This window comes from Thiogranum longum (assembly GCF_004339085.1).
GTDB classification, from domain to species: domain Bacteria; phylum Pseudomonadota; class Gammaproteobacteria; order DSM-19610; family DSM-19610; genus Thiogranum; species Thiogranum longum.
Map to the genome: position 1 here is coordinate 484212 of NZ_SMFX01000001.1, position 21270 is coordinate 505481.

The 21270-nt window shown below is 56.4% G+C and carries 15 protein-coding genes, 4 tRNA genes and 1 pseudogene; 18 read left to right on the forward strand and 2 right to left on the reverse strand.

Annotation, left to right across the window (positions count from 1 at the left end; translation table 11 throughout):
* Positions 1–33: 33 nt before the first annotated feature.
* Positions 34–717 carry a zinc metallopeptidase gene (locus DFR30_RS02345; RefSeq protein ID WP_132971144.1) on the reverse strand — a complete coding sequence of 228 codons (684 nt, stop codon included), beginning with the start codon at positions 715–717 and terminating at the stop codon, positions 34–36.
* 141 nt (positions 718–858) lie between these two features.
* Between DFR30_RS02345 and DFR30_RS02350 the strand changes: the two genes are divergently transcribed.
* On the forward strand, positions 859–1329 hold the full coding sequence (locus tag DFR30_RS02350; RefSeq protein WP_132971145.1) for an aminoacyl-tRNA deacylase: 471 nt from the start codon (positions 859–861) through the stop codon (positions 1327–1329).
* Positions 1330–1373: 44 nt separating this feature from the next.
* Here DFR30_RS02350 and DFR30_RS02355 read toward each other — a convergent pair whose 3' ends face one another.
* Positions 1374–2717, reverse strand: coding sequence for a UDP-glucose dehydrogenase family protein (locus tag DFR30_RS02355; protein WP_132971146.1), 1344 nt, complete (start codon positions 2715–2717; stop codon positions 1374–1376).
* 256 nt (positions 2718–2973) lie between these two features.
* Between DFR30_RS02355 and DFR30_RS02360 the strand changes: the two genes are divergently transcribed.
* The 17 genes and pseudogenes from DFR30_RS02360 (at position 2974) to tuf (DFR30_RS02440) (ending at position 21270) form a co-directional block, all read left to right on the forward strand.
* A tRNA-Tyr gene (locus DFR30_RS02360) sits at positions 2974–3058 on the forward strand.
* Between the two features lie 161 nt (positions 3059–3219).
* Positions 3220–3293: transfer RNA gene (locus DFR30_RS02365), tRNA-Gly, on the forward strand.
* A gap of 51 nt (positions 3294–3344) precedes the next feature.
* Positions 3345–3420 (forward strand) — tRNA-Thr (locus DFR30_RS02370).
* Positions 3421–3511: 91 nt separating this feature from the next.
* Positions 3512–4701: pseudogene (tuf, locus tag DFR30_RS02375) on the forward strand (elongation factor Tu).
* A gap of 16 nt (positions 4702–4717) precedes the next feature.
* A tRNA-Trp gene (locus DFR30_RS02380) sits at positions 4718–4793 on the forward strand.
* A gap of 52 nt (positions 4794–4845) precedes the next feature.
* Positions 4846–5217 (forward strand): preprotein translocase subunit SecE, encoded by a 372-nt coding sequence (secE, locus tag DFR30_RS02385; protein WP_132971147.1) that lies wholly within the window; start codon positions 4846–4848, stop codon positions 5215–5217.
* 3 nt (positions 5218–5220) lie between these two features.
* Positions 5221–5754, forward strand: coding sequence for a transcription termination/antitermination protein NusG (gene nusG / locus DFR30_RS02390; protein WP_132971148.1), 534 nt, complete (start codon positions 5221–5223; stop codon positions 5752–5754).
* An 82-nt stretch (positions 5755–5836) separates the two neighbouring features.
* Complete coding sequence (gene rplK / locus DFR30_RS02395; RefSeq protein WP_132971149.1) at positions 5837–6271, forward strand: 50S ribosomal protein L11; 435 nt, start codon at positions 5837–5839, stop codon at positions 6269–6271.
* Between the two features lie 2 nt (positions 6272–6273).
* Complete coding sequence (gene rplA / locus DFR30_RS02400; protein WP_132971150.1) at positions 6274–6969, forward strand: 50S ribosomal protein L1; 696 nt, start codon at positions 6274–6276, stop codon at positions 6967–6969.
* 227 nt (positions 6970–7196) lie between these two features.
* Positions 7197–7724, forward strand: coding sequence for a 50S ribosomal protein L10 (rplJ, locus tag DFR30_RS02405; RefSeq protein ID WP_132971151.1), 528 nt, complete (start codon positions 7197–7199; stop codon positions 7722–7724).
* A gap of 57 nt (positions 7725–7781) precedes the next feature.
* Entirely contained in the window at positions 7782–8159 is a 378-nt protein-coding gene (rplL, locus tag DFR30_RS02410; protein WP_132971152.1) for a 50S ribosomal protein L7/L12, read from the forward strand.
* Positions 8160–8375: 216 nt separating this feature from the next.
* Positions 8376–12623 carry a DNA-directed RNA polymerase subunit beta gene (rpoB, locus tag DFR30_RS02415; RefSeq protein ID WP_132971153.1) on the forward strand — a complete coding sequence of 1416 codons (4248 nt, stop codon included), beginning with the start codon at positions 8376–8378 and terminating at the stop codon, positions 12621–12623.
* Between the two features lie 10 nt (positions 12624–12633).
* Positions 12634–16839 carry a DNA-directed RNA polymerase subunit beta' gene (gene rpoC / locus DFR30_RS02420; protein ID WP_132971154.1) on the forward strand — a complete coding sequence of 1402 codons (4206 nt, stop codon included), beginning with the start codon at positions 12634–12636 and terminating at the stop codon, positions 16837–16839.
* Between the two features lie 191 nt (positions 16840–17030).
* Positions 17031–17405: a 30S ribosomal protein S12 gene (rpsL, locus tag DFR30_RS02425; RefSeq protein WP_132971155.1), complete on the forward strand. Its 375-nt coding sequence runs from the start codon at positions 17031–17033 to the stop codon at positions 17403–17405.
* 38 nt (positions 17406–17443) lie between these two features.
* Positions 17444–17914, forward strand: coding sequence for a 30S ribosomal protein S7 (rpsG, locus tag DFR30_RS02430; RefSeq protein ID WP_132971156.1), 471 nt, complete (start codon positions 17444–17446; stop codon positions 17912–17914).
* A 27-nt stretch (positions 17915–17941) separates the two neighbouring features.
* Positions 17942–20041 (forward strand): elongation factor G, encoded by a 2100-nt coding sequence (gene fusA, locus DFR30_RS02435; protein WP_132971157.1) that lies wholly within the window; start codon positions 17942–17944, stop codon positions 20039–20041.
* Between the two features lie 38 nt (positions 20042–20079).
* Entirely contained in the window at positions 20080–21270 is a 1191-nt protein-coding gene (tuf, locus tag DFR30_RS02440; protein ID WP_132971158.1) for an elongation factor Tu, read from the forward strand.

A 21270-nucleotide genomic window follows, 5' to 3' on the forward strand; every position in this document is an offset into this window, starting at 1 on the left:
ATGCCGGGGATGAATCTGTAGGAATGTTGCGGCTTATCGTCGTATCCAGCGCATCCACCGCCACAAGTTCAGCAAGCTGGCCAGCGAGGCGGCCACATAGGTGAAGGCCGCGGCAGTCAGTATTTGTCGGGCCGCGGCCTGGTCGTTGTCGGATAAATAGTGTCCGGCTTCAAGCAATGGCAGGGCGCGACGAAAGCTGGCGTCCCATTCTACCGGCAATGTGATCAGGTGCAGCAGGGCGGCTGAGCCAAAGCTGGCGATGACGGCCAGTAACATGACGACGGCAACGGACGGTGCGCGCGTCAGGCCGGCGACCACGGGTGCGAGTACAAACATGGCGTTGCCCAGTTGCTGTGCAACCTGGGCCAGTGAGGCGAGGCGACTTCGCCAGCGCAATGGGCGGTACCCCAGTTTGTCCTGCAGCGCATGACCGACTTCATGTGCAGCGACAACGACAGCGGTAAGTGACTTTCCTTCCAGCCTTTCCTTGTCAAGGCGAACCATTTTACTGACCGGATCATAATGGTCGCCATCGGTTGCCACTTCTACGCCGATATCTGTCATATGCAGACGGTCGAGCAGGTGGCGCGCAAACTCTCCTCCATTGCCTGCCATTTCGGGGCGAGGCCTGGCGTGACGCCTGAAAACGGCCTGCACCCAGAGTTGCGGGCCAAACAGGATGATCAGGATGAGTAGTGTGGCGAGCAGAATATGCATGCAGGATATCTGGAATGATCAGGTGGGAAGTATCTCACGTCAGCGGGGGTGTGACTAAATGTCTAATCCTGCGCCAATCGACTTGCAAGCCCGATCGCTGGACTATACTCAATTTACAGGTTGACGAAGGGAGGAAGTGATATGGCTATGGCAAACCGGGTAGTGAACTACCTGCTTGAACAGGATGTCGATTTCGACCTGCTGGATCACCCGCATTCTGCTACCAGCATGGAATCCGCGCAGCTGGCGCACATTTCTGGCGACAGGATCGCAAAGTCAGTCGTGCTGGAAGACGAGCGTGGCTACCTTCTGGTGGTAGTGCCGGCCAGTTGCCGGGTAGATCTGGGTGAATTACACCGCTTGACGCGACGCAACCTCGGTCTGGCCACTGAATACGAGCTGGGTGCGTTATTTGAAGACTGTGAGCCAGGCGCCGTTCCGCCGCTGGGCCCCGCCTACGATCTGGAAACGATCGTAGATGAAACGCTGGCCGAACAACCGGATATCTATTTCGAGGCCGGTGATCATGAGCAGCTGGTACATGTGAGCGGCGAGACCTTTGAGACCTTGCTGGGCGAGGCGCAGCACACGGATTGCAGTCGTCATCTCTAGGTGGCGAAATTGTGCCCCTGGCCAGCGGACCAGGGGCGCAGGGCTTACAGCGTTGAAGGCGTGAGCGTTTGCCGGCCAATGGAGTGATAACTGAAGCCCCTGGCCGCCAATGTCTCGGGTTCATAGAGGTTGCGGCCGTCGAAAATCACTGGTGCCCTGAGCTTGTCCCGGATCAAATCGAAATCGGGGCTGCGGAACTGGCTCCATTCCGTAATAACAACCAGCGCGTCGGCATCTTCCAGTGTCTGTTCAGGGGTGTCGCATAGCCGGAGATCATCACGCTCGCCATAGATGCGTTGCGTTTCGTGATGAGCTTCGGGATCGAAGGCCTGAACGCTGGCGCCATTCTCCCATAACGATTCCATGAGGACGCGACTCGACGCATCACGCATATCGTCAGTGTTAGGTTTGAATGAGAGCCCCCATAAGGCAAAGGTTTTACCTTTGACATCACCGTTGTAATGATCGGAAATCTTCTCGAACAGTTTTTGCTTCTGGCGGAAATTGACGGCCTCGACCGCGTGGAGCAGTTCGGCATCGTAGCCATTTTCCTTTGCCGTGTGTTCCAGTGCCCGGACATCCTTGGGGAAGCAGGAGCCGCCATACCCGGCACCCGGGTAAATAAACTGGTAGCCGATACGGGGGTCTGAACCAATACCATTACGTACGGCTTCGATATCGGCGCCAAGTCGTTCGGCAATATTTGATAACTCATTCATAAAACTGATTTTTGTTGCAAGCAGTGAGTTTGCTGCGTACTTGGTCAACTCAGCAGAACGGATATTCATGGCAATTATGCGTTCACGGTTACGATTGAAGGGTGTGTACAGCGCGCGTAACAGTTCAGTGGTTCTTGGGTTGTCTGTGCCGATGATGATGCGATCGGGGCGCATGAAGTCATCGATGGCGGCGCCCTCTTTAAGGAATTCCGGATTTGAAACCACGTCGAATTCCAGGTCAAGACCGCGTTTGTCGAGAATCTCGCGGGTACGCGCCCTTACGCGGTCGGCAGTTCCGACTGGCACCGTCGATTTATTGACGATAATCCGGTATTCATCCAGGTGTTCGCCAATGGTGCCTGCCACAGCCAGAACATGCTGCAGGTCGGCCGAGCCATCCTCGTCCGGCGGAGTACCGACAGCAATAAACTGAAACAGGCCGTGCTGCACGCCTTCTTCAGGCTCAAGAGTGAAATTCAGGCGACCTGCAGCCTGGTTACTTTGAAGCATTTCACTCAGCCCGGGTTCATAAATCGGACTTTCCCCCCGCCGGAGCTTTTCGATCTTGTCAGGATCGATATCGACGCAAAGTACGTCATTTCCGACTTGCGCAAGACATGCACCGGTGACCAGGCCAACATAGCCAGAGCCGTAAATTGTGACTTTCATGTGAGTGAAACTCCCGAATATTGTTGATGGCACCCTGATTTCTACGGGGTTACCTGCTTTGTGATTTTGCCGGGACTGCTGATAAAGTACTGCCCCACCCGGTCTCGAGCGGCGCCATGCTACCAGAAACCCGCTTATCCTGACATGCTATCCGGTTTTCCGATGACCTGCACAAGCTTGCTGTTTTATTGAGAAATCCCGTTCACTACGGTTGACTCCGGGCCGGGCCTGGATCAAAATACGCGGCTTGCGTTTCGGAGGGGTTCCCGAGTGGCCAAAGGGATCAGACTGTAAATCTGACGGCTCAGCCTTCGGAGGTTCGAATCCTCCCCCCTCCACCAGTAAGCCTGTTTTCGGTGCAAGGCAAGGCCTTGTGTCAGTTGGACTGCACGTTATTTTGCGGCAGCGGGGTCGGGTAAAACCGGCATGCTGAAAGACGAGTAAGAGCGCCGCGATGCATGCGGCAGCACCGCCCCCGGAGGGTGTCGTCGAACAGGGTATTGCGGGTGTAGTTCAATGGTAGAACTTCAGCCTTCCAAGCTGAATACGTGGGTTCGATTCCCATCACCCGCTCCAGGTGAGGCGTGCGCGCCGGGACAGTGTCCAGGGGCACGCAGGGAAGAATTTGCTCATATAGCTCAGTCGGTAGAGCACTTCCTTGGTAAGGAAGAGGTCACCGGTTCAAATCCGGTTATGAGCTCCAGTTGTGGGCTGGATGTAAATCCGGCCCTTGAGATTATAGATAGCATCGTTAAACCGCAGCTTGGCGAACAGTAAAACGGGAGAGCCGTCAGATGTCCAAGGAAAAATTTGAACGTACGAAGCCGCATGTCAATGTGGGAACAATTGGTCACGTAGACCATGGCAAGACGACGCTGACCGCGGCGCTGACGAAAGTGGCGGCGGAGAAGCAGGGCGGCGAATTCAAGGCCTACGACCAGATTGACAATGCGCCGGAAGAACGTGCGCGTGGCATCACGATTGCGACCGCGCACGTGGAGTACGAGACAGAAGCACGTCACTACGCGCACGTCGATTGCCCGGGACACGCGGATTACGTGAAGAACATGATCACCGGTGCGGCGCAGATGGACGGCGCGATCCTGGTGGTGAGTGCGGCCGACGGCCCGATGCCGCAGACGCGCGAGCACATCCTGCTGGCGCGCCAGGTGGGTGTTCCGTACATCATTGTATATATGAACAAGGCCGACCAGGTTGACGATGAAGAATTGCTGGAGCTGGTTGAGATGGAGATTCGCGAGCTGCTGGACAGCTACGATTTCCCGGGTGACGATACCCCGGTCATCACCGGTTCTGCGCTGAAGGCGCTGGAAGGCGACACGAGCGACATCGGTGTACCGTCGATCGAGAAGCTGCTGGACGCACTGGACAGCTACATTCCGGTACCGGAGCGTCCGGTTGACCAGCCGTTCCTGATGCCGATCGAGGATGTGTTCTCGATTTCGGGTCGTGGCAGGTTGTCACCGGTCGTATCGAGCGCGGCGTGGTGAAGGTTGGCGACGAGATCGAGATTGTCGGCATCAAGGATACGACCAAGACCATCTGCACGGGTGTGGAGATGTTCCGCAAGTTGCTGGATTCGGGAGAAGCCGGCGACAACGTGGGTGTGCTGCTGCGTGGCACGAAGCGGGAAGAAGTGGAGCGTGGCCAGGTACTGGCAGCGCCGGGAACGATCACCCCGCACACCAGGTTTGAGGCGGAAGTGTACGTACTGAGCAAGGAAGAAGGTGGACGTCATACGCCGTTTTTCAGCAACTACCGCCCGCAGTTTTACTTCCGTACCACGGACGTAACGGGCGCGGTGGATCTGCCGGAAGGTGTGGAGATGGTGATGCCGGGTGACAACGTGAAGATCACGGTCAGCCTGATTGCACCGATCGCGATGGAAGAAGGATTACGTTTTGCGATTCGTGAAGGTGGCCGTACCGTCGGCGCCGGCGTGGTCGCAAAAATCATCGAGTAAGAAGCAGTAAACGTTTAGGCCAGTAGCTCAATTGGCAGAGCAGCGGTCTCCAAAACCGCAGGTTGGGGGTTCGATTCCCTCCTGGCCTGCCATTAATCGGGAGACGAAACGGGCTAAATGCTGTTTCGTTACCAAAGCAGGTATATGAGTACAGAAATACAGGCAGGTGGTGCGGATACCGCCAAGCTGACAGCAGCAGCCGCCCTTCTTGTCGGAGGGGTTGCAGCGTTTTACTGGTTTGCTGACCAGTCGCTGCTGATGCGGGTGCTGGGGTTGCTGGCAGTAGTTGGTGTGTCGATTTTTATCGCCGCACAGACCGCGCTCGGGCATTCGATTATCGCTTTTCTGGGTGATACGCGTACCGAGGTGCGCAAAGTGGTATGGCCAACACGTGCCGAAACCACACAGACCGTCATGGCGGTCATATTCGTGGTCATCCTGATGGGTGTGCTGCTGTGGATGCTTGATATGTTTTTGTTGTGGGCCATTCGCATACTGACAGGTCAGGGAGGCTGAACCATGGCGAAACGTTGGTATGTAGTACACGCGTACTCCGGTTTTGAGAACCGTGTAAGGCAATCCCTGGTAGAGCGCATCGAACGCAGCGGTCTGCAGGACAAGTTCGGCGAGATCCTTATTCCCACCGAAGAAGTGGTGGAAATGAAGGAAGGGCAGAAGCGCAAGAGCGAGCGCAAGTTCTTCCCCGGCTACGTGCTGGTGCAGATGGAGATGGATGACGAAACCTGGCATACCGTCAAGGATGTGCCCAAGGTCCTCGGATTCATCGGTGGCACCACTGACAAGCCTGCGCCAATCAGTGACAAGGAAGCCGAAGCCATCCTGCAGCGTGTCCAGGAAGGCGTCGAGAAACCGCGGCCGAAAGTACTGTTCGAGCCGGGTGAAGTGGTTCGTGTTACCGACGGACCGTTTAACGATTTCAATGGTGTGGTTGAGGAAGTCAATTACGAGAAGAGCAAGCTGCGTGTTGCAGTCATGATCTTCGGACGTTCCACACCGGTTGACCTGGACTTCGGTCAGGTCGAAAAAGGCTGATTTTTTACAGGGACAGAATTGAATTCTGTCCCTGATTTTAACCGGGGAGCCGAGAGGCGTTTGCACCCACAGGAGTCATCATATGGCCAAGAAGATCGAGGCGTACATCAAGCTGCAAGTACCAGCCCAGGACGCCAACCCCAGCCCCCCTGTTGGTCCCGCACTGGGTCAGCACGGTGTCAATATTATGGAATTCTGCAAGGCATTTAATGCCAAGACGCAGGGCCTGGAAAAAGGTATGCCGGTTCCGGTTGTTATTACCGTTTATAACGACCGCAGCTTTACCTTCATTACCAAGACCCCGCCAGCTTCCGTGCTGCTCAAAAAAGCAGCAGGTGTTCCAAAAGGCTCCGGTACTCCCAATACCGAGAAGGTAGGCAAGGTTAGCCGTGCGCAGCTGGAAGAGATTGCCCGGGTGAAAGAGCCGGATCTGACGGCAGCCGACATGGACGCCGCGGTGCGCACCATTGCCGGTACCGCGCGCAGCATGGGTCTTGATACCGAGGGAGTTGAATAGTCATGGCCAAACTGAGCAAGCGAGAAAAGTTGATCAATGAAAAGATCGAGCCGGGCAAGGTGTACCCGGCCGAGGAGGCGCTGACCCTGCTGGGTGAGCTGCCGAAAGCCAAATTTAACGAGTCTGTCGATATCAGCGTTAATCTCGGTGTCGACCCGCGCAAGTCTGACCAGGTGGTGCGTAGCTCCACGGTATTGCCAAACGGTACCGGCAAGACAGTGCGTGTTGCGGTATTTGCCCAGGGCGCCAATGCTGATGCTGCCAAAGAAGCTGGCGCGGATATTGTCGGCATGGATGATCTCGCAGAAGAAGTGAAGAAAGGCAATATGGACTTCGATGTGGTGATTGCCAGTCCCGACGCCATGCGCGTGGTGGGACAGCTGGGCCAGATCCTGGGTCCGCGCGGCCTGATGCCGAATCCCAAGGTGGGGACGGTTTCGCCTGATGTGGCGGCAGCTGTAAAGAATGCCAAGGCCGGGCAGGTGCGTTACCGCACCGACAAGGCCGGCATCATTCATTGTTCTATCGGCAAGGCAGATTTTGCCGTGGGTGACCTGAAGGAAAACCTGCAGGCCCTGCTGACCGACCTGAACAAGCTGAAACCCGCCTCTGCCAAGGGCGTATACATGAAGAAGCTTACCGTTTCGACGACCATGGGTCCCGGTCTGCAGATTGACCCTGCGTCACTGGAACTGTAACGCTTTAAACGAATTTGACGCTGCCCGGTGTAACCGGGAAGCCGTCAAAGACCGCAGGTGCCGAAAGGCTTAATCATCAGGTGAAAATCTGATAGCCGGCGCAGATGGCGTAACCCGAACAAGTTTTTTCTTGTCGAGGTCGCCGCAACCGGTGTTCGTGCCTTACCGGGCCGAATACCGTTAACAGTAGGTCGGGTGATTTTGATCCGGCTTATGGAGGTAAACAGGTGGCACTAAGTCTTGAACAGAAAAAGGCTGTAGTTTCAGAAGTTGCTGTTATCGCCAAACAGGCGCATTCAGCCGTTGCTGCCGAGTACAGTGGTCTTACCGTCGAAGAAATGACCGACCTGCGTGTGATGGCGCGTGATGGTGGGGTATATCTTCGTGTGGTCAAGAACACGCTGGCCAAACGTGCCGTTGAAGGTACGGATTTCGAGTGCATGAAGGATGGTCTGGTCGGACCGCTGTTGCTGGCTTTCTCCCAGGAGGAACCCGGTGCGGCAGCGCGACTGGTCAAGAACTTCGCGAAAGAGCACGACAAACTCGTACCCAGACTGGTGTCGTTTGGCGGTGAAATGCTCGCCGCATCGGATCTGGACCGTCTGGCCAGCATGCCGACCCGTGATCAGGCAATTGCCCTGTTGATGGCGGTCATGAAGGCGCCGACCGAAAAGCTGGTCCGTACCCTCAACGAGGTGCCGGGCAAGCTGGTTCGTACGGTGGCGGCAGTTCGCGATCAGAAACAGTCAGCCTAAATCTTTATTTAAAATTTATTTTGCCTGACACAGGCAAGTATTCAGGAGTTTGCAATTATGGCAGCGTCTCAAGAAGAAATTCTGGAAACCATTTCCAACATGAGTGTCATGGAGGTCGTTGATCTGATCTCTGCGATGGAAGAAAAATTCGGTGTATCGGCCGCCGCTGCAGTCGCAGCAGCTCCGGCAGCAGCTGGCGATGCCGGCGCCGCCGCAGAAGAGCAGACCGAGTTTGACGTGATAATGACCAGCTTTGGTGCCAACAAGGTTTCCGTTATCAAGGCTGTTCGTGCTATCACAGGCCTCGGTCTGAAGGAAGCCAAAGAACTGGTTGAGGGTGCACCTTCCCCGATCAAGGAAGGCGCTTCCAAGGACGAAGCCGAAGATATCAAGAAGCAGCTCGAAGAAGCCGGCGCCAGCGTCGAGGTCAAGTAAGTACCTCGATGCCCGCAGGGCTGAAGCGACAGTCTGTAGTTGGCCTTGTGCTGACTGCATGATCGGGATGGCTGGTAGCGAGTTTTCGCTGCCGGCCTTTTCCCGCTTTTACAAAGCAGGTTGTTGAAAGCCGCCGGAAACGGTGATTTTCAACAACCGCTGGAAATACCGGGGCCTGATGGCAGGCTCTGCTCATTACGACCAAGAGGAACACCAATGGCTTATAGCTATACCGAAAAGAAACGCATCCGTAAGGATTTCGGCAAGCGGCAGAGCGTTCTTGACGTTCCCTACCTGCTGGCGACTCAGCTGAATTCGTACCGTGATTTTCTTCAGGCGGATACGGTTGAAAGCAGTCGGCGGGAGAAGGGACTTCATGCAGCGTTCTCGTCGGTGTTCCCCATTACCAGTTACGCCGGAACGGCGGCGCTCGACTATGTGAGCTACCGCCTCGGCGAGCCGGTGTTTGACGTCAAGGAATGTCAGATGCGGGGTATGACCTACGCGGCGCCACTGCGCGCGCTGGTGCGTCTGATTATTTATGACAAGGAAGGCAGCAACCAGTCCATCAAGGATATAAAGGAACAGGAAGTCTACATGGGCGAACTGCCTCTGATGACGGAAAACGGCACCTTTGTCATCAATGGCACCGAGCGTGTTATCGTCTCGCAGTTGCATCGTTCGCCGGGTGTGTTCTTCGACCACGACAAGGGCAAGACCCATTCGTCCGGCAAGCTTTTGTTTTCCGCGCGCGTGATTCCCTATCGTGGTTCCTGGCTGGACTTCGAGTTCGATCACAAGGATGCGTTGTTCGTGCGCATTGATCGCCGTCGTAAGCTGCCGGCTACGGTACTGCTGCGTGCGCTCGGTTATGAAACCGAGCAGATCCTCGACCTGTTCTTTGAAACCAATACTTTCCACCTCAAGGGTGACAAGGTCGAGCTCGACCTGGTGCCGGAGCGTCTGCGTGGGGAAACCGCAACCTTCGATATCAAGATCAAGGGCAAGGTGATCGTTGAGGAAGGTCGTCGCATTACCGCGCGGCACATCCGCGAACTGGACAAGGCCGGTGTCAAGACGCTGGAAGTCCCGGCTGATTACCTGCTTGAAAAAACGCTGGCGCGTACCGTGGTCAACAAGGAAACCGGCGAGGTCATTGCCAATGCCAACGACGAGATCACTGAAGAGATGATCGAGGCGTTCAAGGCTGCCGGTGTCAAGGAAATCGAAACGCTCTACACGAATGATCTGGACCGGGGCCCGTATATTTCAAATACCTTGCGCATCGATCCAACGAATAATGCGCTGGAAGCCCAGGTCGAGATTTACCGCATGATGCGTCCCGGTGAGCCACCGACCAAGGAAGCTGCGCAAAACCTGTTCCACAACCTGTTCTTTACCTTCGAGCGCTACGACCTGTCAGTGGTCGGTCGCATGAAGTTTAACCGTCGTGTGGGTCGCGAAGGCGACACGGGCGCCGGCATCCTGGTTGACTCGGTCTATTTCACGCGTCAGCTGCAAGCGGCACTGAAACCCAAGAGTGATGACAAGGAAATTGCCCTGGTTGATCTGTCTCCCTGGCCGTGGCTGCAACAGTTGCTTGAAAGTATCGATTACAAAGATGAAACCATCACCTGGGGCAAGCTGAAAGAAGTGCTTGCGGAGCGTGGGTCCGACATCCTTGACGTTATGACGACACTGGTTGATATCTGTGATGGCAAAGGTGTTGTCGATGATATTGATCACCTTGGTAATCGCCGTATACGTTGTGTTGGTGAGATGGCGGAAAATGTATTTCGTATCGGCCTGGTGCGTGTTGAGCGCGCCGTGCGTGAGCGTCTCAGCGTGGCGGAATCCGAAAGCCTGATGCCACAGGAGCTTATCAACGCCAAGCCGGTGGCTGCTGCTATCAAGGAATTCTTCGGTTCCAGCCAGTTGTCCCAGTTTATGGATCAAAACAACCCTTTGTCGGAAGTTACCCACAAACGTCGCGTATCGGCGCTTGGCCCGGGTGGTCTGACGCGCGAACGTGCCGGTTTTGAAGTACGCGATGTGCACCCGACGCACTATGGTCGCGTTTGCCCGATCGAGACACCGGAAGGTCCAAACATCGGTCTGATCAATTCGCTGGCCGTGTATTCGCGGACCAACGAATATGGATTCCTGGAGACGCCATACCGCAAGGTTATCGACGGTCGTGTGACCGACGATGTGGATTACCTGTCGGCGATTGAGGAAGGCGAGTTTGTGATTGCGCAGGCCAACGCCAATACCGACGCGAAAGGCAAGCTGATCGACGAGCTGGTGTCCTGCCGTCATCAGAATGAATTTACGCTGTCCACACCGGACCGCGTTAATTACATTGACGTGTCACCCAAACAGATTGTGTCGGTGGCGGCTGCGTTGATCCCGTTCCTTGAGCACGATGACGCCAACCGCGCGCTGATGGGATCCAACATGCAGCGTCAGGCCGTTCCGACGTTACGTGCAGAGAAGCCTCTTGTGGGCACCGGTATCGAGCGCACGGTGGCGGTCGACTCCGGTGTAACCGTTGTTGCACGCCGCGGGGGTGTTGTTGATTCAGTCGATGCCGGCCGTATCGTGGTGCGTGTCAATGACAACGAGACGGAGGCTGGTGAAGCGGGTGTGGACATCTATAACCTCACCAAGTACACCCGTTCCAACCAGAATACCTGCATCAACCAGCGTCCGCTGGTGTCGCCGGGTCACGTGGTAGCGCGTGGTGACGTACTGGCCGACGGCCCGAGTACGGATCTGGGTGAACTGGCGCTGGGGCAGAACCTGCGCGTCGCGTTCATGCCCTGGAACGGTTACAACTTCGAGGATTCCATTCTTATCTCCGAGCGCGTGGTGCAGGAAGACCGCTTTACCACCATTCATATTGAAGAGCTGACCTGTGTTGCCCGTGACACCAAGCTGGGTCCGGAAGAGATCTCCGGCGATATCCCGAATGTGGGTGAAGGGGCGCTGGGCAAGCTGGACGAGTCCGGTATTGTATACATCGGTGCCGATGTCAAACCGGGCGACATCCTGGTCGGCAAGGTGACACCTAAGGGTGAAACCCAGCTGACACCGGAAGAAAAACTGCTGCGCGCCATATTTGGCGAGAAGGCCTCCGACGTGAAGGACACCTCGCTGCGCGTGCCGTCCGGCATGGACGGTACTGTTATCGATGTGCAGGTATTCACCCGTGATGGTGTCGACAAGGATGCCCGCGCACTGCAGATCGAGGATGAACAGGTTGCAGGTGTCAAAAAGGACCTGAATGATCAGTTGCGCATCATGGAAGGCGATGTCTTCCAGCGTGTCGAGAAGTTACTGGTTGGCAAAACGGCAGCCGGTGGTCCTTCCGGTCTGAAGTCGGGCGCAAAAATCACGGCTTCCTATCTTGATGGTCTGGACAAGGACAAGTGGTTCGAAGTCCGTCTCAAGAGCGAGGATGACAATACACAGCTTGAAGCAGCGTCAACACAGCTCAAGAGTGTGCGTGAAGAATTTGATCGCCGACTGGAAGAAAAACGCAACAAGATTACCGCGGGCGATGACCTTGCGCCTGGTGTGCTGAAAATGGTCAAGGTTTACCTGGCCGTCAAGCGCCGCATCCAGCCGGGTGACAAGATGGCCGGTCGCCACGGTAACAAGGGTGTTATCTCCATGATCGTGCCGGTGGAAGATATGCCGTACGATGAGGATGGTACACCGGTTGATATCGTCCTTAACCCGCTCGGCGTGCCGTCACGTATGAACGTCGGCCAGGTACTGGAAACGCATCTTGGCTGGGCAGCGTCCGGACTGGGTGTGCGTATTGGCGAAATGCTGGATGCGCAGGCGAAGATTCAGGAGCTGCGCAAGTACCTCGGTGAGATCTACAACGCCAGCGGCAAGAAAGAAGACCTCGATTCCTTCACTGATGAAGAGATCGTTGCGCTGGCAAATAACCTGCGCAAGGGCGTGCCGATGGCGACACCGGTATTCGACGGTGCTGCCGAATCGGAAATCAAGCGTATGCTGCAACTCGCCGGCCTGCCGGAGAGTGGCCAGACAACATTGTACAACGGTCGCACCGGCGAGACCTTCGAACGTCAGGTTACCGTGGGTTACATGTACATCCTGAAGCTGAATCACCTGGTCGACGACAAGATGCATGCTCGCTCTACCGGACCGTACAGCCTGGTGACCCAGCAACCGCTGGGTGGCAAGGCGCAGTTCGGTGGTCAGCGCTTCGGTGAAATGGAAGTGTGGGCACTGGAGGCCTACGGCGCCGCGTATACCTTGCAGGAAATGCTGACGGTCAAGTCCGACGATGTAAACGGCCGTACCAAGATGTACAAGAACATCGTTGACGGTAACCATTTTATGGAAGCCGGAATGCCCGAGTCCTTCAATGTGCTTGTGAAGGAAATTCGATCGCTGGGTATCAGCCTGGAACTGGAACAGGACTGAGGGAGACAACATGAAAGATTTACTCAATCTGCTAAAACCGCAAGGTCACAATGACGACTTTGATGCCATCCGCATCGGTCTGGCGTCTCCGGACCTGGTTCGTTCCTGGTCGTATGGCGAAGTCAAAAAGCCCGAGACCATCAACTACCGTACCTTCAAGCCGGAACGTGATGGTTTGTTCTGCGCCAAGATCTTTGGCCCGGTCAAGGATTACGAATGCCTGTGCGGCAAGTACAAACGCCTCAAGCACCGCGGTGTGGTGTGTGAGAAGTGCGGTGTTGAAGTCACGCTGGCCAAGGTGCGTCGCGAACGCATGGGCCACATCGAACTGGCCAGCCCGGTTGCGCATATCTGGTTCCTGAAGTCGCTGCCATCACGTATCGGTTTGCTGCTGGACATGACGTTGCGTGATATCGAGCGTGTGCTGTATTTCGAAGCCTTCGTGGTGATCGATGCCGGTATGACCACGCTGGAGCGTGGCCAGTTGCTGTCGGAAGAAGCCTACCTTGAAGCCATCGAGGAAAACGGCGACGAATTCGATGCACGTATGGGCGCGGAAGCCGTGTTCGAACTGCTGCGTGACCTGGATCTGCCGAAAGAAATTATCCAGCTGCGCGAGGATATGGGCGCTACCAAGAGCGAAACCAAGCTCAAGCGCCTTGGCAAACGACTGAAGCTGGTCGAGTCCTTCATGGAGTCCGGCAACAAGCCCGAATGGATGGTAATGACCGTTTTGCCGGTACTGCCGCCGGAACTGCGTCCTTTGGTACCGCTGGATGGCGGTCGTTTCGCGACCTCTGATCTTAACGATCTGTACCGACGCGTGATCAACCGTAACAATCGTCTGAAACGTCTGCTGGAGCTGAACGCACCCGATATTATCGTTCGTAACGAAAAGCGCATGCTGCAGGAATCAGTCGATGCGCTGCTCGACAACGGTCGTCGCGGTCGCGCCATTACAGGTACCAACAAGCGCCCGCTGAAATCGCTCGCCGACATGATCAAGGGCAAGCAGGGCCGCTTCCGCCAGAACCTGCTCGGCAAGCGTGTCGACTACTCGGGGCGTTCCGTTATCGTGGTCGGCCCGACACTGCGTCTGCACCAGTGCGGGCTGCCCAAGCGCATGGCGCTGGAACTGTTCAAGCCGTTCATTTTCAGCAAGCTGCAGTTGCGTGGTCTGGCGACCACCATCAAGGCGGCCAAGAAGCTGGTTGAGCGTGAAGGTCCGGAAGTGTGGGATATCCTCGAAGAAGTCATTCGTGAACACCCGGTCATGCTTAACCGCGCGCCGACCCTGCACCGTCTCGGTATCCAGGCATTTGAGCCGACGTTGATCGAAGGCAAGGCTATTCAGCTGCACCCGCTGGTGTGTGCGGCATTCAACGCCGACTTCGATGGTGACCAGATGGCTGTTCACGTACCGCTGTCGCTGGAAGCCCAGCTGGAAGCGCGTACCCTGATGATGTCCACCAACAATATTCTTTCGCCGGCCAGTGGTGAACCCATTATCGTGCCGTCGCAGGACGTGGTGCTGGGCCTCTATTACATGACCCGCACGCGTGTGAACGCCAAGGGTGAAGGCATGATGTTTGCCGACGTATCCGAGGTGCATCGGGCATACCAGAGTGGTGTTGCCGATCTGCATGCCAGTGTGAAAGTTCGTTTGAAAGACAGCAATATCACCGATGATGGTGAGCTTGAACACCGTTGCCGCATACTCGAGACGACGGTAGGCCGGGCACTGTTGTCCGAGATACTGCCCGAGGGTATCCCTTTCGAGGCGGTTGACCGCAACATGACCAAGAAGGCAATTTCGAGCGTTATTAACCTCTGCTATCGCAACGTCGGGTTGAAGGCGACAGTGATATTCGCCGACCAGCTGATGTACACCGGTTTTGCCTATGCAACACGCGCCGCTGTGTCATTCGGTATCAACGATATGGTGATCCCGGAAGAGAAAGCCGAGATCCTTGCCGAGGCAGAGAGTGAGGTCAAGGAAATCGAAAACCAGTACACCTCTGGCCTGGTGACCAATGGTGAGCGCTATAACAAGGTCGTTGATATCTGGTCACGCACCAATGACCAGGTGGCCAAGGCGATGATGGACAAGCTTGGCAAGGAAGAAGTCATCAACGCCAAAGGTGAGAAGGTCAAGCAGGACTCCTTCAACTCGGTATATATGATGGCTGACTCCGGTGCGCGTGGTTCCGCTGCGCAGATTCGCCAGCTGGCCGGTATGCGTGGCCTGATGGCCAAGCCGGATGGCTCGATTATCGAAACACCGATCACCGCGAACTTCCGCGAAGGTCTGGACGTGTTGCAGTACTTTATCTCGACTCACGGCGCACGTAAGGGTCTTGCCGATACGGCGCTGAAAACAGCCAACTCCGGTTACCTGACCCGCCGCCTGGTCGATGTGGCTCAGGATCTTGTTGTGACCGAGGTTGATTGCGGCACCGAGGAAGGCATGCTGATGACGCCGCTGGTTGAAGGCGGCGATGTGGTTGAATCGCTCAGTGAGCGTGTACTGGGTCGAGTTACGGCAGCCGATACCTATGCGCCCGGTACAGACGATATCGTTGTTCCTGCCGGTACGCTGATCGACGAGAAGTGGGTTGAAAAGATTGAAGAAGCCAGTATCGATGAGATCAAGGTGCGCTCGCCGATTTCCTGCAAGACCCGTTATGGCATCTGTTCCAAGTGCTACGGCCGTGATCTGGCGCGCGGTCACCGGGTGAACATCGGTGAATCCATCGGTGTTATTGCGGCACAGTCAATCGGTGAGCCGGGTACACAGCTCACCATGCGTACCTTCCATATCGGTGGTGCGGCGAGTCGTGCGGCGACCGTCAATAATGTTGAGGTCAAGAACCGCGGTTCACTGAAGTTGCACAACATCAAGACGGTGACCGACAAGAACGGAAACCTGGTGGCTGTATCGCGTTCCGGTGAAATCGGTGTAGTCGATGAACACGGTCGTGAGCGTGAGCGCTACAAGGTGCCCTACGGTGCGGTTATTTCGGCCAATGAAGGTCAGTCGGTTGAAGGTGGGCAGATTATTGCCAACTGGGATCCGCATACCCATCCAATCGTGGTTGAGGTTGCTGGCCATGTGCGCTTCATTGATTTTGTCGACGGTGTTTCTGTGCAGAAGCATACCGACGAAATTACCGGCCTGAGCAGTCTTATCGTGACCGATCCCAAGCAGCGCGGCAGTGCTGGCAAGGATCTGCGACCGATGGTGCAGCTGATCGATGACGAAGGTAATGAGCTGAAGATCCCGGGTACCGAGTTTGCAGCGCACTACTTCCTGCCAGCGGGTGCAATCGTTGCGTTGGAGGATGGCGCGGAAGTCCAGGTGGGTGACGTGGTTGCACGTATTCCGCAGGAATCTTCCAAGACGCGTGATATTACCGGTGGTCTGCCACGCGTTGCCGACCTGTTCGAAGCCCGCAAGCCGAAGGATCCGGCGATTCTGGCCGAGACGTCAGGTACCGTAGGCTTTGGTAAGGAAACCAAGGGTAAACAACGACTTGTTATTGCCGAGTCGGGTGGTGAAACCTATGAAGAATTGATTCCTAAATGGCGTCATATCTCGGTATTCGAGGGTGAGCAGGTCACCAGGGGTGAAATGCTGGCCGATGGCGAGCCGAACCCGCACGATATTCTGCGCTTGCTCGGCACGACCGTGATGGCGGAATACCTGGTCAAGGAAATCCAGGATGTGTATCGCCTGCAGGGTGTGGGGATCAACGACAAGCACATAGAGGTCATTATCCGTCAGATGCTGCGCAAGATTGAGATCACCGATGCCGGTGATTCGAAGTTCCTGCGTGGCGAACAGGCCGACAAGGCTCGCGTGCTGGACGAAAACGAAAAGCTGGAAGCAGAAGGCAAGGAGCCGGCAAAATGGACGCCGATGCTGCTGGGTATCACCAAGGCTTCGCTGGCAACCGAGTCGTTCGTGTCCGCTGCTTCGTTCCAGGAGACGACGCGAGTCCTGACCGAGGCATCGGTTCGCGGTCTGCGCGACGGGCTGCGCGGTCTCAAGGAAAATGTCATCGTTGGTCGTCTGATCCCGGCCGGTACCGGTCTGGCGCATCACCTTGAGCGACGTCGCCAGCGCCAGGGCATTACCGTTGAGGATGTGATGGAAAGCAAACCGGCCAGTGAGCCGGCCGCCGATGATGAGCCGTCCCAGGTGACGGAAGGTTGACGATCTGATCGTCCGGTGATCCAGGGCGCGGCGTAAAGCCCGGGATTGCCGAATTTCTGCTTGACAGTGTCGGGCGGAATACCTAAAATGCGCCTCCTTCGACAGGCCGGGTTCTCCCGACCTGTCGTTTATTTTCAGGACTTTACAAAAATTTTTAGCACCCCGAGTGATTGAGGGTGGAGTACACATTAATGGCCACAATCAACCAGCTGGTGCGCAAACCGCGCACCCGTAAACAGGTAAAAAGCAACGTCCCGGCGCTGGAGGCATGTCCTCAGAAGCGCGGCGTTTGCACACGCGTCTATACCACGACCCCGAAGAAGCCGAACTCGGCGCTGCGAAAGGTCGCACGTGTGCGCCTGACCAACGGTTTTGAGGTGACAACTTATATCGGTGGTGAAGGGCATAACCTTCAGGAACACTCGGTTGTCCTGATACGTGGTGGTCGTGTGAAGGATTTACCGGGTGTGCGCTATCACACGGTGCGCGGCAGTCTGGATACCCAGGGCGTTGAAAGTCGACGCCAGGGTCGTTCCAAGTACGGTGCCAAGCGACCGAAGTCGTAACGTTCCATTTGAGTTAACTGGATTTAGAGACGTAAACCATGTCGAGAAGAAGAGCAGCTGAGCGCCGGGAGATTCTCCCTGATCCGAAGTTTGGCAATCTGATGCTGGCCAGATTTATTAATATGGTCATGAAGTCGGGCAAGAAGTCTGTTGCCGAGCGCATTATCTATGGTGCGCTGGACCAGATTCAGTCACGCGGTGACAATGACCCGATCGAATTGCTCGACAAGGCGCTGGATAATATTCGCCCGTCTGTCGAGGTCAAATCCCGCCGAGTTGGTGGTGCAACTTACCAGGTGCCGGTTGAAGTACGTCCGGCACGTCGTACCACGCTGGCCATGCGCTGGGTGATCGATGCAGCACGCAAGCGTGGCGAAAAATCCATGGCATTGCGTCTGGCCGGTGAATTGATGGATGCCTCGGAAAGTCGTGGCTCTGCTGTGAAGAAAAAGGAAGACACGCATCGCATGGCCGACGCGAACAAGGCTTTTGCGCACTATCGCTGGTAACAGCGCAACAAAACAGGATTGACGGCAGTGGCGCGCAAGACTCCAATCAGTCGTTATCGCAACATCGGCATCATGGCGCACATCGATGCCGGCAAGACGACAACGACGGAGCGCGTCCTGTACTACACGGGCATCTCGCACAAGATTGGCGAGGTGCACGATGGCGCTGCCACCATGGACTGGATGGAGCAGGAGCAGGAGCGTGGCATCACCATCACGTCCGCTGCAACGACCTGCTTCTGGCAGGGCATGGACAAGCAGTTCGAGCAGCACCGTATCAACATTATTGATACGCCCGGGCATGTAGACTTCACAATTGAGGTCGAACGTTCCCTGAGAGTGCTGGATGGCGCAGTGGCTGTGTTCTGCGCTGTCGGTGGTGTCGAGCCGCAGTCCGAGACGGTCTGGCGGCAGGCTACGCGCTACGGTGTACCGCGTATGGCGTTCGTCAACAAGATGGACCGCGCAGGCGCCGATTTTCTGCGTGTGGTCGAGCAGATCCGCGAGCGCCTGGGGGGCAACCCGGTGCCGCTGCAGATCGCTATCGGCGCAGAAGAGAAATTTGAAGGTGTGGTTGACCTGATCCGCATGAAGGCCATTTACTGGAACGAGGCCGACATGGGGACGACCTACGAGGCGCGGGAGATCCCGAGTGACCTCAAGGCGCTCTGCGACGAATGGCGCGAGCACATGGTTGAGGCGGCAGCCGAGGCCAATGAAGCATTGATGGAGAAATACCTCGAGAACGGAAATCTCGACGAACACGAGATTCGAGCAGGTATTCGCCAGCGGACGCTGGCCAACGAGGTGGTCCCGGCATTGTGCGGGTCGGCCTTCAAAAACAAAGGTGTCCAGGCCATGCTGGATGCCATCATCGAGTACATGCCGTCGCCGGTCGACGTGCCGCCGATCACCGGCCATCTCGATGACAAGGACGAGACAGAGGCAGTACGTGAAGCCTCGGACGATGCGCCTTTTGCAGCGCTCGCCTTCAAGATTGCAACGGACCCCTTTGTGGGGACCTTGACGTTTTTCCGGGTGTACTCCGGTGTGCTGAAGTCCGGCGACACCCTATACAACCCGGTTAAACACAAGAAAGAGCGTGTGGGCCGCATCGTGCAGATGCACTCCAATTCTCGCGAAGAGATAAAGGAAGTGTTTGCCGGTGATATCGCTGCGGCGGTAGGCCTGAAGGATGTCACTACCGGGGATACCCTGTGTGATATCAATAACGTGATTACGCTGGAGCGCATGGACTTCCCGGAACCGGTGATATCGGTTGCGGTTGAGCCGCGCACCAAGGCGGACCAGGAAAAGATGGGTGTAGCGCTGAGCAAGCTCGCGCAGGAAGATCCTTCTTTCCGGGTGCGCACAGACGAAGAGTCCGGCCAGACCATTATTTCGGGCATGGGCGAACTGCACCTCGACATCATTGTCGATCGCATGAAGCGCGAATTTGGTGTTGAAGCAAACGTCGGTGCGCCGCAGGTTGCCTACCGGGAGACCATTCGCAAGGTGGTCGAAAAGGCGGAAGGCAAGTTTGTGCGCCAGTCCGGCGGCCGTGGCCAGTATGGCCACGTTGTGCTCAAGCTCGAGCCCTTGCCGGCAGGTGATGGTTACGAGTTCGTCGACAAGATTGCCGGTGGTGTCATTCCTCGCGAATATATCGGCGCGGTTGACAAGGGCATACAGGAACAGATGGAAAGTGGCGTGCTTGCCGGTTATCCGATGGTGGATATCAGGGTCACGCTCTATGACGGTTCATACCACGATGTTGATTCGTCCGAAATGGCATTCAAGATCGCGGGTTCGATGGGTTTCAGGGAAGGGACGCTGGCAGGTGACCCGGTGTTGCTGGAACCGATCATGAAGGTTGAAGTCGTCACCCCGGAAGTGAATATGGGTGACGTAATGGGCGATCTGAATCGCCGGCGCGGCCAGGTACAGGGTATGGAAGACAGCCCTGCAGGCAAGATTATCCGCGCCGAGGTTCCGTTGGCGGAAATGTTCGGTTATGCCACCGATCTGCGTTCCGCCACCCAGGGTCGCGCAACGTATTCGATGGAGTTCGCGCATTACGCTGTAGCACCAAACAGCATTACCGACGCCGTCAAGAAGGCATCTTAACAATCAGGCACTAACAAAACCGGAAGAGGGTAGCAGTCGTGTCCAAGGAAAAATTTGAACGTACGAAGCCGCATGTCAATGTGGGAACAATTGGTCACGTAGACCATGGCAAGACGACGCTGACCGCGGCGCTGACGAAAGTGGCGGCGGAGAAGCAGGGCGGCGAATTCAAGGCCTACGACCAGATTGACAATGCGCCGGAAGAACGTGCGCGTGGCATCACGATTGCGACCGCGCACGTGGAGTACGAGACAGAAGCACGTCACTACGCGCACGTCGATTGCCCGGGACACGCGGATTACGTGAAGAACATGATCACCGGTGCGGCGCAGATGGACGGCGCGATCCTGGTGGTGAGTGCGGCCGACGGCCCGATGCCGCAGACGCGCGAGCACATCCTGCTGGCGCGCCAGGTGGGTGTTCCGTACATCATTGTATATATGAACAAGGCCGACCAGGTTGACGATGAAGAATTGCTGGAGCTGGTTGAGATGGAGATTCGCGAGCTGCTGGACAGCTACGATTTCCCGGGTGACGATACCCCGGTCATCACCGGTTCTGCGCTGAAGGCGCTGGAAGGCGACACGAGCGACATCGGTGTACCGTCGATCGAGAAGCTGCTGGACGCACTGGACAGCTACATTCCGGTACCGGAGCGTCCGGTTGACCAGCCGTTCCTGATGCCGATCGAGGATGTGTTCTCGATTTCGGGTCGTGGCACGGTTGTCACCGGTCGTATCGAGCGCGGCGTGGTGAAGGTTGGCGACGAGATCGAGATTGTCGGCATCAAGGATACGACCAAGACCATCTGCACGGGTGTGGAGATGTTCCGCAAGTTGCTGGATTCGGGAGAAGCCGGCGACAACGTGGGTGTGCTGCTGCGTGGCACGAAGCGGGAAGAAGTGGAGCGTGGCCAGGTACTGGCAGCGCCGGGAACGATCACCCCGCACACCAGGTTTGAGGCGGAAGTGTACGTACTGAGCAAGGAAGAAGGTGGACGTCATACGCCGTTTTTCAGCAACTACCGCCCGCAGTTTTACTTCCGTACCACGGACGTAACGGGCGCGGTGGATCTGCCGGAAGGTGTGGAGATGGTGATGCCGGGTGACAACGTGAAGATCACGGTCAGCCTGATTGCACCGATCGCGATGGAAGAAGGATTACGTTTTGCGATTCGTGAAGGTGGCCGTACCGTCGGCGCCGGCGTGGTCGCAAAAATCATCGAGTAA